Genomic DNA, 13190 nt, shown 5'->3' with positions numbered 1-13190 from the left:
CTCAGAAAACTATTGGGGTTAAGGGTGCTTGGTAGTTCGGTTGTCACTGAACCAGGTATACGTGAATGCCGCCAGTAAGATCGAGCAAAACCAAATAGAACGTTTGCAACAAGTGGCGCTAGTAAAATGCCAAAAAATATTGTTAGCGTTCTGGTTAGTGGCTTATCAGACATTTTTCTTGAATTTAGCGATTAAAAGCAGCTAGCTAAAATATAGCCTAAATTAAGCTACGATCGCATTTCTCTAAATCTTCCCCACCAAACCTAAGCCACATGATAGGAAAAACCCAGCGTCACCCAATCATGCACACAGAGCTGCCATAGATCATCGCTTTCACTGATTCCCACCGCCTCTAGCGCAGGCAAACTAGCCACTTGCAAATCCCTCAGCACCGCCTGAGCCACATCCAAAGGCGCAGGGATCGCCAGCATTCCTGTGGGTGAGGTGGCCTGGCGCAGGGATTTTTCCAATAGATCAGTAGTTTCAGTCAGGGGCGATCGACTTGCCACAACCATCACATCCATCAACCCCTTCGGCGCAGAAACCAACCAATTGAACGGCGCTTGCGGCTGTGGAATCACCAGGGTCGAGCCAGCCGCCAGAACACTATCACTGGCGTAGGGGCTACTCACAAAGCTATGGGTCAGTACCTTGGCGCGGGGATCGAAACAAAAGATCCGCACATAGAGGGTGTCATCGGTGAGATTTTTTAAATGACAGGCCAACCGATCGCCCACCGCCAGGGGCTTACTGATACTATCGATCGAGCTGGAATTCCCCTTTTGGTAGCGACCAGGTGTGCGAGAAACCAGCGTGGTTGGCTTTGTATCTTTGCCCTTGATCGCCTGCATTGTCATTTTCAAGCCCAATGAAGACGACCCCTGATTGGCAGTCATTCGTAATAGCTTGATCGCCAGTAATCCTTCTAGATGCTCTTGCAAGCGTCGGATCGCCGCCCCCACCGATTCATCTACGGTGCCAAAGGTGCCCATAATCGGCTGTAACCCTGGTGTAAAGAGGCCATAGCTGTCTGCCTGCGCCCCAAATAAACAATCGGCAAACTGTTCCGTGGCCAGACTACTGCTCATGTTGGGCAGGGCTGAGATCGCGCTGGTGGCATCAATCCGCTCGATTTTATTTAGCTGCGCATCGATCGCAATTGTTAGTTTCTGGCTGCGGGGCAGCGCTCTGATTTCCTCTTGCAATAGTTGTCCCGCCTGGAGCTTTTTGTTGCTATCAAGTAGCTCTACCCTGGCGCTCAAGCCACTTAAGGATTTCACCTGCACCAGATCAGCCTGTTTGTCCTTGCCAATAATTTGAATCGGATTCGCAGTGGGAATTGCGGTTGCGGCCAAAACTGAGCCAACGCCATAGTTACCGATCGCGGCGATCGGCAATCCTGCCAACCAGATTTCACCGGATTTATGGCTAGAAACCACGCTCCGAACCACGCCATCTGCGCCCTGCATACTATTGCCAGCCTGATTGCTAGGACGGCGGAGCAGATCGCTATTACCCCCCAAATAGGTAGGCAGTGACTTTTGTAAGCTCTTTTTACCTTCCAGGTGGGTATCAATTTGTTTTTCGAGCACAATCTCCCCAGGTTGGAAGGCTTTTTGCTCCAGGGTACTCACCACATTGGCCAACACAATTTTGAGCGAAGTGGCTGGGGTCATCTGCCACAATTGTTGGGTGAGGGCATAGGTGAAAATACCACTGCTAAAACCCTGCCAGAGTGCATCAGCACAGAGTTGATCCTGCTGGGCGGCATATAGCACAATGCCCGGAATGGGCGGTAGTTTGAGCTTTTGGGTTGCCTTGGGGCTAGGTTGATTTAAGTCTTGATTTTTATTTTTACTTTTATTTTTGCTTTTATTTTCACCTAGCTGATCGGCCTGGTCAGTAATCATGGCCGCGATCGCCACTTGCTGTAACTTATCCCGCAATCGTTCTTGCAGTTTTTGATCCTGACCATTTGCTTGCCATTGGGTGGGGCTGGGGCGTGCCCGAATCCGATAGTTGCCCACCGTGGCGCTACCGGGATTATGGAAACCCGCATCCATAATTACCGTTACATTCTCGGTGGCGATCGAGCGCAGCCACAGGGACAAGGTCTCGATCGAGATGTCCGCCGCTTCACTACTGTCCGATTTGGGTAGGGTGCTGTTCACTGGCAAGATTGTATTTTGGCCGCCCAAACGGGAGCCATGCCCACTGAAGTGAACTACCACCACATCACCACGTTTAGCCTGGGCGATCAGGTGTGCTTCAAATGCTTCGGCGATCGCGGCTCCGGTGGCCTCACCATCAATTAAAGTGACAATATCCGCAGGATTAAACCCAAACCGATGAATTAATAATTCGCGCTGCAAATCCACATCAGTGACGCAGCCATTCAACGGCAACCAGGTATTTTTGGCGTTGTATTGATTAATCCCAATCAAGAGCGCTAGCTTACGTTTGGTTGGCCGTGCCAAATTCAGGGCATAGCGATCCGCTGCCCAAGCCAGATGATCGAATTGACCATCACCATATTGAGCCCCAAATTGCCAGCCTAGCCAACTAGCAAAAATGCTCTGCAAAAACTGCCGACGTGCAAACTTCATCGCCGCTTCCTTAACGAATTGGAGCACTTCAATCTATATTAAAGCTCATTGCTGTAACGCTGAGGTGCTCTATTTTGAGAAATAGTAATGCCTAATTCGGCAATTGTGGCAATTTAGATTAGATCGCCAAGAAAAGTAACAAAACAGACCGATTGCCGATCGCCAATGCTATGATCTTCAACCTGGAGCGGTTTTGATGGGGAACAGCCATCAAAGGAAACGGGGAAAGTTTGGTGCAAGTCCAACGCTGTCCCGCAACTGTAAAAGAGATTTGCTTTGAGTAGGTTTTGATTTAAACGGTTTAACCCGATCAGCGATCGACTCTCAGCACCAGGGCAATAGACGTTTGCTTGGATATCAAAAATATCTAATGCATAACTTCCCAAATACTTGCCTATCTCTCAGCCAGGATGCCCACCGCCAGCAATTATTAATTATTGAGTCCAGCTCGGTTTTAATCCAATTGGAAATCTAACCAGCTTGCAGGTAATTAATTGCGATCTCCAGAGCCTTGATCACAAACACTACTGGAAATCTGCGCGGTACAGATTATTAGTCATATGCATAAAATTCCCGTTACGATCGTAACTGGCTTCCTTGGCGCTGGTAAAACCACCCTGGTTCGCCACCTCTTGCAACATAACCACGGTCGTCGCATTGCTATTTTGGTGAATGAATTTGGTGAAGTGGGGATCGATGGCGATCTTTTGCGTTCCTGCCAGGTCTGTCCCGATGACTCAGCAGATCAGGATCTAGCAAATGTTGCCAAGGCCACAGATGCCATTTTAGATAATTCCAACTCTGCCGATCGCCCCAACTCTTTAGATCCCGTAGTTAATGATTTTTCAGATAATTCAGACAATATTGTCGAGTTAACCAATGGTTGTCTTTGCTGTACTGTGCAAGAGGAATTTTTGCCCACGATGCAGGAATTACTGCAAAAGCGCGATCGGATTGACCATATTTTGATCGAAACTTCTGGGCTAGCATTGCCCAAACCATTGGTAACCGCATTTCGCTGGCCAGGGATTCGTTCTGGAGCCACCGTTGATGGGGTAATTACGGTGGTTGATTGTGAAGCAGTGGCCAAGGGTACATTTGCCCATGATTTAAACGCGGTGGCAGCCCAACGCCAGGAAGACCCCAACCTGGAGCATGAAACGCCGATCGAGGAGTTATTTGAAGATCAATTGGCCTGTGCTGATCTGGTGCTGCTCACCAAAACCGACCTGGTCGATCGCTCAACCCTGGATCGAGTAATTAATCACTTGCGGCAAGAGCTACCTGATCATGTCAAGATTATTAATTGCCAGCAAGGGGCGATCGATGCGGATATTTTGCTGGGTTTCAATGCGGCAGTGGAAGATAACCTGGAGGCTCGCCCCAGTCACCATGACCATGAAGAAGAGCATGAGCATGATGATGACATCAATTCAGTTAATCTGTCTCTGACGCAGGAGTTTGACCCCAAAGAACTGGTGGCCAAGCTAGAACGGCTTGTGCAGCAAAAAGATATTTACCGGGTCAAGGGGTTTGTGGCAGTACCCAATAAATCGATGCGCCTGGTGTTGCAAGGGGTTGGCAATCGGTTTGATTATTTCTACGATCGCCCCTGGCAAGCTGAGGAAATGCGCCAGACCAGGTTGGTTTTCATTGGTAATAATCTCAGTGATCAGAGTATTGCCGCGCAAATTGAATTGGTTTAGGCGATCGATTTAATTTCAGCATTGCCAATGGATGAGTAAGCCCAACTACTGATTGTTGGGTTTGGCTCTGAATTTATTGATTGATTTTATTTCATATTCACCCTACTTACTTGTCTTGTCTTGCCTTGTCTTGTCTTGCCTTGTCTTGTCTGAGGCGTGCAATGGCGTGCAATGGCGTGCAATACCAGCTAGTTATTTGCCCATCTCAAGTCCGGTTAAATGCATTAACTAAAAGCCACTGCCAACAATCCTGGTAAAGCATTGTGACCATGTTCTAGCTTGAGGATTTAATGTAAATCAATACTAACCCCTTGGGCTCTTTTGTCGTAATTCCAGGTTTTTCACATTAGCAATAATGTTCTGGCCTGAGGTAGTTTTTTAATCATATGCGTCCCAAGCACAATTTTGATGGCATAATAATCATAATTAAAAATGGGAATATCTTGCTTGAATTACAGTCTAGCCATTGGAGCAAGTTAGCAATAGGATCATACAAGTCAATATGAGCGCACCGATAGATATGGAATTCATTCGCTTAATATCCGATGGGGATGTTGAGTTTGAGCTAGAACTCCTGGAGACTTTTATAGAAGATACCAAAGTTCATATTGATGCCGCAAAGGTGGCGATCGCAGCCAGTGACTATATGACAGTCCAACGTGAAGCCCACCATATGAAAGGTGCTAGCGGCAATGTGGGTGCTCATACGATGCAAGAGTTGGCAAGTGCGATCGAGCAACAAGCCAAGCAAGAATCTTTGCAGGATGTAGCTCCTAAGTTAGCCGATATTGAAACCAATCTGGCCGAAGTTGAAGCCTTTACCCGCAACTATGCCCAGCAACAGGTTTAAGCTAGACATTGCCTAATTTCTAAATATTGCTTAACTTAATTGCTTAATTTAAGGTATGGCCTGTGTCCTGTGAAGATCGAAACAAATGATGGGCAGCGGGTCGAAATAACCTAAATTGACAAGCGCAAATATTTTTAATTCTGTTACTCCTTCGCAACTTGATGTCTGGATTGAACAGGCGATCGAGCTAAGTAAGCAAGGTACATTACCGCAATATATCCCCCAGCTAGCTCTGGCTCAGCCCGAATGCCTGGCGATCGCCCTGAGCAATATCAGCAATATCAATGGCTCAACCACCACAAGAGGAGCGATCGAGCAGGTTTTCCCGTTGATGAGCGTAATTAAGCCGCTGGTGCTGTTATTTTTACTGGAAACCGTGGGCGCGGCGTTGGTTTTTAATCAAGTGGGAATGGAGGCATCGGCAAAGCCCTTTAATGATTTGCCGAATTTAGCTGTCCAGAAACCACCTAATCCAATGGTGAATAGCGGTGCGATCGCCCTGGCGGGAATGCTTCCAGGTGAAAATAGCGCTGTTTGTTATCAAAATTTGTGCAATTGGTTGAATCAGGTTGCTGGGACAAAATTATTTCTTGATCAGGCGATGCTAGCTTCAGTGCGATCGCGGCCAAACCAACGCAACCGGTTGATCGCTGACCAGTTAGAACAATATGGCGATCTAGAATCCGCTAGCAAAGCTCTGGATACCTATAATCAGGTTTGTTGTCTGGCTGGCACAGTCCAGGATGTGGCTAGGTTGGGCTTGGTGTTGGCAGGGGCTAATGCGGCAATCGATCGCCAAAATAGCCAAACCGTGACCGCGATCATGACCACCTGTGGCATGTACGAAGCTTCCGGTAGTTTTGCAGTGCAGGTGGGTTTGCCGTCCAAGTCGGGGGTGAGCGGGGTGCTGCTAGCTGTGATTCCTCAGCAAGGGGCGATCGCCTGCTATAGCCCACCGCTGGACAAAATCGGCAATTCGATCGCTGGGGTATTTTTAGTCCAACAAATAAGCCAAGCGCTACAACTCAGCATTTTTGGCTAAGCTTGCCCTTGACTTGGATTGTTAACAAAAGTGAGAGAGTGAAAGTTTAAATTTAAACAAACCTGCTTCAGCATTTTAGTGCTGTTTATTGCTGGCGGTTTTGGGCAATAATCTCATTCAAGATTTCCTGGGCTCCTTGTGCTTTAAGTTGATTGGCCAGGTCAATGCCGATCGCATCAGGATCGGTAATATCACCAGTTGCTTCGCCCTTAACTAGAGTTACACCATCCAAGGTGGCGACAATCCCCTTGAGGATTAAGCGATCGCCGTCAATCTCGCTGTTCACGCCGATCGGCACTTGGCAACCACCCTCTAGTTCGCGCAGGAAGGAACGTTCCGCCAGACAACGCTGAGTGGTGGGGTAATGGGCGATCGTGCTGAGCAAACCAAGCACTTCTTCATCACCAGTGCGGCATTCGATCCCCAAAGCACCCTGACCCACCGCATGGAGCGAAATTTCCGGATCGATGACCTGATGGATCCGATCGCTCATATCCAGGCGCTTCAAGCCTGCCACCGCCAGAATGATCGCATCATATTCACCGGCATCTAGCTTGGCTAAGCGGGTGTTTAAATTACCGCGAATATCTTTAAAAGTAAGGTGGGGGAAGTGATGCCGTAGTTGTGCCAGACGACGCAGCGAAGAGGTGCCCACGATCGTACCCTCTGGCAAAGTTTCTAATTTTTTGTCTTTATGCTTTTCATGCACCACCAGTGCATCCGCCGGATCTTCCCGCTCCGTTACTACGCCCAGCATCAAACCTTCCGGTAAATTGGTGGGTAAATCCTTGAGGCTATGAACGGCGAAGTCCACCTCGCGCTCGATCATAGCTAGCTCTAACTCTTTGGTGAATAACCCCTTATCACCAATCTTGGCCAAGGCCACATCCAAAATCTTATCGCCCTGGGTGCTCATGGTTTGCACCTCAAATTTGCGATCCTGGTGGGCTTTTTGGAGTTCCTGTTGTACCCAATGGGTTTGAACTAGTGCCAGTTGGCTTTTGCGAGAACCGATCCGAATATTGCGCGTAACAAGCATATAACGACTTCTGCCTTAACCCGTAAATGTATACTCAAATGCCCAATCAAATATCTAATTGAGGATTTAATTGATCACCTCAGATGACTTAATCAGATGACTTAAATAGTTAAATATTAACTACTTTCAAGCCAATCTAAATCCTAGGCCAAAAATCAAATACCCGATTAAATATCAAACAAAACACAGAAGTAGGATTTCAAATTGATGATTTGGAATATCTAAATACTTAACTTAAATATAAAAATCAAGCCCGATAAATCAATTGCCGCGATCGCATTGATCACTACGATTTACTTAAGCTGTCCTTAATTAATTCAAACAGGTTGTGCACCCCGATTGGTGATCGATCGCCCTGAAAGTTTAAAAACTTAACAATTAATGACTGGTTACTATTATTGCCTCAAAGCCGCTTAGATCAATGATGGGTTGGGATATCAGTTGGGATATTAAATTGGGATATTAAATATGGATGCTTGGCCAAGGACTCTTGATTCAGCCGCGATCTTAGATCCTATGACCGCCTCTCATTTCATGGTCAGGACTACCCCAGCTTGGGAGTAGATCTGCTATGCCTGTTAAACAATGGGGTGATGCCAGCGTGGCGATCTCAAGCTAGGCTTAAACCAAAGGGATTAGATCACCTTTAAGTAACTAAATAACCTGGAGCAAGTGGGCAATAAAAATAACGATCGCCCCTGTTCGATTCATTCCCCGCCAAGATTTTTTCTAAATCATGACTAATACCTATCAAGATTGGTATCAAGAAGACCTCGCCTATGTCCATGATCAGGGCTTCAGCGATTATGCCCTCAGTGCTGCGCCGGGGATTTTAGAAATTTTAGGCCAAAACGAAATTAATTCCAGCGATCAAAATCTAATTGTTGAGCTAGGCTGCGGTAGTGGCATCCTCACCCAGGCATTAACTACATCTGGCTGTCAGGTTCTGGGTGTAGATATTTCGGCGGCGATGATTGCGATCGCCAAGGCTAGAGCGCCCCAGGCTAGGTTTATTCTAGGCTCGATGTTTACGGTAGATATCCCGCCCTGTGCAGCGGTGGTGAGTGTGGGGGAATGTTTAAATTACTTGTTTGATGGCGCAAATAATTTGCCCACTTTAGCTAACTTTTTTCAACGTATTTACAAAGCATTGCAACCAAATGGTTTATTGATATTTGATATTGCCGAGCCTGGTTTAGATAGCTGTGATCAGGCAACTCAATCTTTTGTTGAAGGTAAAGATTGGCTCGTGTTGGTGGAAAAGTCAGAAAACCCACGCCAGAACACCCTGACCAGAAGAATTATTACTTTTCGTCAGGTGGGTGAGCAATATCGCCGTAGTGATGAGGTGCATGTGCAGCAGTTATATCAATCGGCGGAGATCGCAGATTTGCTGATGGAAATTGGCTTCGAGGTAAAAATCAAACGCAGCTATGGCCAATTCCATCTGCCGGATGCCCATGCGGCGATCGTGGCGATCAAGCCTGCTAAAACTGCATAGCTCGCAAAATGCTAAAACAGAAATATTTGGGGCTTGTTGGCCTTGATCTGAGAGGTTTGACTATGGCAGCGACAGCAATTACAACGATCACCAGACCGTGTCATGGTGAGTCCTTTGCAATGACACAGTTGGCCTTAAATCCTTAATAAACTGCCTGGTATTCCTAAAACTAAAGCAGCGGGAAATTGACTCCAGGGAAAAGCTTTAGCCACAAAGGTGGAGCCAACAAACAAAAGCCAACCACCACCGAAACGATCGCTGCAATCAACACCGCCCCCGCCGCACAATCTTTGGCGATCTTGGCCAATTGGTGATATGACTGCCCCACACACAAATCAACCACCGCTTCCAGGGCTGTATTTATTAGTTCCATCACCATCACCGCGCCGGCGGTCAAACTGATGATCGCCACCTCCACCATACTGAGCTGTAAATAGATGCTCAAGCTCAGCACCACAATACTTACTACCGTATGAATCCGAAAATTGCGTTGAGTCGTAAAAGCATAAACCAAGCCTGCCCCGGCAAACCTGAAACTCTCAATTAAATTGGGGGCAACCTGGAAAGCCTGACTACGTTGCCAGGATTTTAAATCTAGTTGTAAATTTCTCTGTTGATCAGATTCCACAGGATAGCGCTCGTGGCGAGACACAATTTTGGGTGAAACATTCATCAGTATATTCCTCTGCTGTCGTTAAAGCTAACTTCTTACTGCTGATCTCAAAATTCGGTTGTGGAGTTAAAGATTTTGACTTTCTGGTGCGTAAAGTTTTTTGACCAGGAGCGACTAACCAATTATTGGCCAGTGAGCAAGCTAACGGATGTAGCCTACTTAACTTAAATGGAGCAAAATACTCTAATTGTTTACTAAATCTAAAGTGATTTGAGCTGATTTGGGGACTGATTAAGGACAGTTTGCTTTCGGTTCAAGGGGCGATCGCTTCACTGTGGTTAATGATTAAGTAGTTAAGTGCAATCGAAATATTCAAGCTAGATTCACAAGATGATTAGCGATCGCATGTTATCGAATGCTCAAGATAATTTTAGTAAGTGGCAAGATTTCAGTAAGTGGTCAAGTAGTATATTGCTGAACTTAGCCATCATTATCTGAGTCATTTCTTGGGGGTGTAGTCTGGTTATGTAAGGTTTACAGGTGAATTAAGTAATCAGGCCAGGGGAATTTTGATTAGATTAACGGCTTAGAGCCATGACTACTCAATCATGGGAATTGTTCGGTAATTAGATTATTCTTTATTCTCAAAGAGCGATCGCCAAGCGCCACTAAGCGTGCTTGTTCCTTTAGCATTCTGTCTAAACTAAGCTGATCGGGATGATCCCAACCCAATAGGTGTAATAGGCCGTGGGCAGCTAACCAGGCTAATTCCTGAGGTAGCGATCGGCCATATTCGCTAGCCTGGGCAATGGCAGTGGGAACCGAAATAATCAAGTCGCCTAAATAGACAGGCTCATTATTAGTGGGGAATTCTATGTATTCTGGGGATTCCGCATGATTTGCATATTCAGCATCAGCGGCAACAGTGCTATTAAAAGTGTCAGGGTACAATTGTTGGTTAGGATTAGGATCTAAATGATCTACCCAATCACTATTCGCCCCATTATCAACCGATCGCTCAAATTTGGCTAGGTCAATTTCTGGCATTTTGGTTTCCAAGGCCGCAAACGCCAGCACATCGGTAGGGCGATCGATTTGGCGATAGTTAGCATTGAGCTGCTGGATCTCGTCATCATCGGTAAACCGCAAACTAACTTCAAACTCGGCTGATTCAAGCGCCACCTTTGATTGATTTAGGGCGATCGCCAAAGTTGACAGATCGCAAGACTCCAACCAGGTTTGAAACCACTCTTGCCACTGAGCCTGCTCGATCGGCAATAGATCAGCGATCGTGGGCGATTGTTCTAGATACAGGACAACATCGGGCAAATCGATCGGCTCCCGCTAACTTGGCAATCTAAATTCTAAATATTCTAAATATCTGAAATATGAGCTAAATCATGGCAAAACTAATACATCTAGTCGATTAGCTGTCAACCGCTCAATCAATTGACCCCTGAGCGCAGATAGCTAAATGGCTCTTTTTTTAGTTTGCCCAAAAATAAGCTAAGTCAATCGATCGCTAATGAAAAACGATCGCCAATCCCAATAACACGCCAATTACCCCCACCGTGGTTAGGAAGAAATGAAACAAAGAGGTGCTGCCTTTCTTCACCATGTTGCGCATCGCCAACTTGACGTAGCTATCTGATTTAGCTGATTTAGCCGATTTGGCAGAGCTGCTTGATTTGTCTGCGTTACTTGAATTATCTAAGTCTGGCGATTTTACGGCAGTGTCATTATCACCGCGATCGACATGACTGGCAGGTGATTGCACTGAGTTTTGATGATCTGACATAGTTATCTAATTATGATTCTGGTTGAAGCAAAGCCTTGATTAGCTAATTAATCCACTAATTAATTCATGGCAAGTTATCAATAAAAAAACTCTGATTAGATTAATTTTTGCGCGTATACTTTTTGACGCAATCAAGTTTGCCTACTTCAATACCAGGCTTGTAGTTATTTCTTATGTTAACCAAACTTTACACTTTTTTACAAATCGACGATCTAAAAGACTTCGAGCATAAACTTCTCAAAACCCATTCCTGTCTGGACTTGCTCAATAGCTAATCTTTAGTAGCCAAATTTCTGGTAGTCAACCACAACTAGCTAGCCGCTAATTTAAAATCCAGTTCGGCTAAGGAACCAAATCACAATAACCGCGATCGTTATCAATCCGTTCAATTACCTTGAGCGCGCGTGGATCACCCAACTTGTGCAGCGCCACTCTGGCATCCTCCGCCACACCCAAATCATCATCAAACATGGCATTAATCAACACATCGATCGCCTCTTGGTAAACCTCATCATCGACTTCATTGCGATGCAGCAATAACAATTTACCCAGCGACCAGGCACAATTACTTTTTACTACTGCTAGCTTGTCATTCTCCAGGGCCGCAGTAAGAGGCTCGATCGCGGCAATATCATCTAATTGCCCCAGGGCACTGGCCGCCCAAAGGCGCACTGCCGGAATATCATATTTCAGCGCAGAAATTAAGGGTTGCAGGGCTTGGCGATCGCGGCAATTGCCCAACGCCCAAACCACGCCCTTTCGCACATAGCCATTCCACTCGCTGTCGAACAGGCTAATTAAATGTGGCACGGCCGCCGCACAGCTATTTCGCCCCAGCGCATAGGCCGCACTCACGCGTACCAGGGTGCAATCATCCTGGAGCAGGCTAATTAATTTAGGGATCGCCCGATCATCTTCAATCTCACAAAAAGCTCTGGCTGCCTGCATTCGTTCTAGCACTGTACTAGAATCAAGCAGCACTAACATTTCCTCTGGATCAGGCCGAGGTAGCTCTTCTTCTGGCTGATCCAAAGGACTACTAAAACTCTGGTCTATGTCATCTAATAGCGCCGCTTCGTCGTCAATCATGGTTTTCTAAGATTAACCCCTAACGGCATAACAAGCAATCACTAGACTTTATTGCCCTAATAGGCTCCTGGCATAGGTGCTCAAATCGGCGCTGCGATCGTGATTCACTTAATCATTGCTGGGAAATGCCTGAGAACCCGATCGCCAATTATTGATCTATGATTCAACTTAGTCGATTGATAAATGAGATCTAATGTAGCAGGATTAATTTATGTTGTTGCGATCGCTTTTTAGAACTGAAGTAAATAGCTAGATTTATCGCATTACCCTACAGAAAAGCGCTAGATTTAGCGCCTACGGTATAACCTATAATCTATGTATAAACAGCTAAAGTTAAGTCCCTAGAAATCAGCAAGAACATTTTTGTTTTTACCGAATTTTACATCTTCAACATATTTACCTGATGCAGCTGGAGGATCCTTGGGCGCTGGTTTAGGCTGCTTAACTGCTTGAGGTTTCTCTTGATGCTTTTTGTTATCATTTGTCATGGAAGAAGCTCCTGAACATAACAATATTGAGCTAATTTATGAATATACAGAATCCAGGCTCAAGCTATCACTGGATAATATAAATAGCCTGAATACGCGTCTGGGCTTATCGATTGGGTTTGCAGTATTATTAATGCGATTTGGCATCGAAATGGAATATCCCAATCTTAAGTTATTACTTTGTCTTACAGCGTTGGCCTCAATTGCAGCATCCCTATTGGGTATTGCTGGCAATGAGAGTGGCCAGGCTAATACAATCGATGATTTGCTTGATAATTTTTACTATGACACCGACGAGCGGATCCGACTTCGTGTAGTTCGCACCTTGAAAGAAGGCATTCGAGATTTGAATAATTCTGCTTATTTCAAGAAATGGTGCCTAAACTACGCCATCACTTTTTTTGCAATCGCTGCACTCTTGTTTGCTAGTGGTGTAATCTATCATAGCTAAATTACGC

General features: G+C 45.8%; 11 protein-coding genes, 1 pseudogene and 1 riboswitch. Of the genes and pseudogenes, 5 read left to right on the top strand and 7 right to left on the bottom strand.

Features of this window, described 5'->3' with window-relative positions:
• Positions 1-263 precede the first annotated feature (263 nt).
• Positions 264-2606 carry a caspase family protein gene (locus PSE7367_RS04935; RefSeq protein ID WP_015164269.1) on the bottom strand — a complete coding sequence of 781 codons (2343 nt, stop codon included), beginning with the start codon at positions 2604-2606 and terminating at the stop codon, positions 264-266.
• Positions 2607-2777: 171 nt separating this feature from the next.
• Positions 2778-3042, top strand: a riboswitch (cobalamin riboswitch).
• A gap of 124 nt (positions 3043-3166) precedes the next feature.
• On the opposite strand from PSE7367_RS04935, the gene cobW reads away from it, so the two are divergent.
• The 3 genes from cobW (at position 3167) to PSE7367_RS04920 (ending at position 6204) form a co-directional block, all read left to right on the top strand.
• On the top strand, positions 3167-4312 hold the full coding sequence (gene cobW, locus PSE7367_RS04930) for a cobalamin biosynthesis protein CobW (protein WP_015164268.1): 1146 nt from the start codon (positions 3167-3169) through the stop codon (positions 4310-4312).
• 502 nt (positions 4313-4814) lie between these two features.
• Positions 4815-5162, top strand: a complete 348-nt coding sequence (locus PSE7367_RS04925; RefSeq protein ID WP_071881341.1) for an Hpt domain-containing protein — start codon at positions 4815-4817, stop codon at positions 5160-5162.
• Positions 5163-5277: 115 nt separating this feature from the next.
• Positions 5278-6204 carry a glutaminase gene (locus PSE7367_RS04920; RefSeq protein ID WP_015164266.1) on the top strand — a complete coding sequence of 309 codons (927 nt, stop codon included), beginning with the start codon at positions 5278-5280 and terminating at the stop codon, positions 6202-6204.
• A gap of 85 nt (positions 6205-6289) precedes the next feature.
• Here the strand turns inward: PSE7367_RS04920 and hemC are convergent, their stop codons facing one another.
• The gene (gene hemC, locus PSE7367_RS04915; RefSeq protein ID WP_015164265.1) at positions 6290-7243 is read right to left on the bottom strand and encodes a hydroxymethylbilane synthase; all 954 of its coding nucleotides are present in this window, start codon (positions 7241-7243) and stop codon (positions 6290-6292) included.
• Positions 7244-7979: 736 nt separating this feature from the next.
• Between hemC and PSE7367_RS04910 the strand changes: the two genes are divergently transcribed.
• The gene (locus PSE7367_RS04910) at positions 7980-8744 is read left to right on the top strand and encodes a class I SAM-dependent methyltransferase (protein WP_015164264.1); all 765 of its coding nucleotides are present in this window, start codon (positions 7980-7982) and stop codon (positions 8742-8744) included.
• Positions 8745-8913: 169 nt separating this feature from the next.
• On the opposite strand, the gene PSE7367_RS04905 is transcribed toward PSE7367_RS04910, so the two are convergent.
• The 5 genes and pseudogenes from PSE7367_RS04905 to PSE7367_RS21815 all read right to left on the bottom strand — a co-directional run bounded on the left by PSE7367_RS04905 (position 8914) and on the right by PSE7367_RS21815 (position 12732).
• Positions 8914-9417, bottom strand: coding sequence for a diacylglycerol kinase family protein (locus PSE7367_RS04905; protein ID WP_015164263.1), 504 nt, complete (start codon positions 9415-9417; stop codon positions 8914-8916).
• Positions 9418-9963: 546 nt separating this feature from the next.
• Positions 9964-10686, bottom strand: coding sequence for an rRNA maturation RNase YbeY (gene ybeY, locus PSE7367_RS20170; RefSeq protein ID WP_015164262.1), 723 nt, complete (start codon positions 10684-10686; stop codon positions 9964-9966).
• Positions 10687-10879: 193 nt separating this feature from the next.
• Positions 10880-11002: pseudogene (locus tag PSE7367_RS23135) on the bottom strand (DUF3285 domain-containing protein); the annotation flags it as partial.
• 495 nt (positions 11003-11497) lie between these two features.
• Positions 11498-12244, bottom strand: a complete 747-nt coding sequence (locus PSE7367_RS04885) for a HEAT repeat domain-containing protein (RefSeq protein ID WP_015164260.1) — start codon at positions 12242-12244, stop codon at positions 11498-11500.
• A 341-nt stretch (positions 12245-12585) separates the two neighbouring features.
• Positions 12586-12732 (bottom strand): hypothetical protein, encoded by a 147-nt coding sequence (locus tag PSE7367_RS21815; protein ID WP_156800344.1) that lies wholly within the window; start codon positions 12730-12732, stop codon positions 12586-12588.
• Between PSE7367_RS21815 and PSE7367_RS04880 the strand changes: the two genes are divergently transcribed.
• Positions 12731-13183: a hypothetical protein gene (locus PSE7367_RS04880; RefSeq protein WP_015164259.1), complete on the top strand. Its 453-nt coding sequence runs from the start codon at positions 12731-12733 to the stop codon at positions 13181-13183. The genes PSE7367_RS21815 and PSE7367_RS04880 overlap by 2 nt on opposite strands.
• The last annotated feature ends 7 nt before the right edge of the window (positions 13184-13190 follow it).

The sequence above is a fragment of the Pseudanabaena sp. PCC 7367 genome, assembly GCF_000317065.1.
In the GTDB taxonomy this organism is placed as follows: domain Bacteria; phylum Cyanobacteriota; class Cyanobacteriia; order Pseudanabaenales; family Pseudanabaenaceae; genus Thalassoporum; species Thalassoporum mexicanum.
Note: the sequence above shows the minus strand (reverse complement) of the source record. Positions and strands in the feature narration are given on the sequence as shown.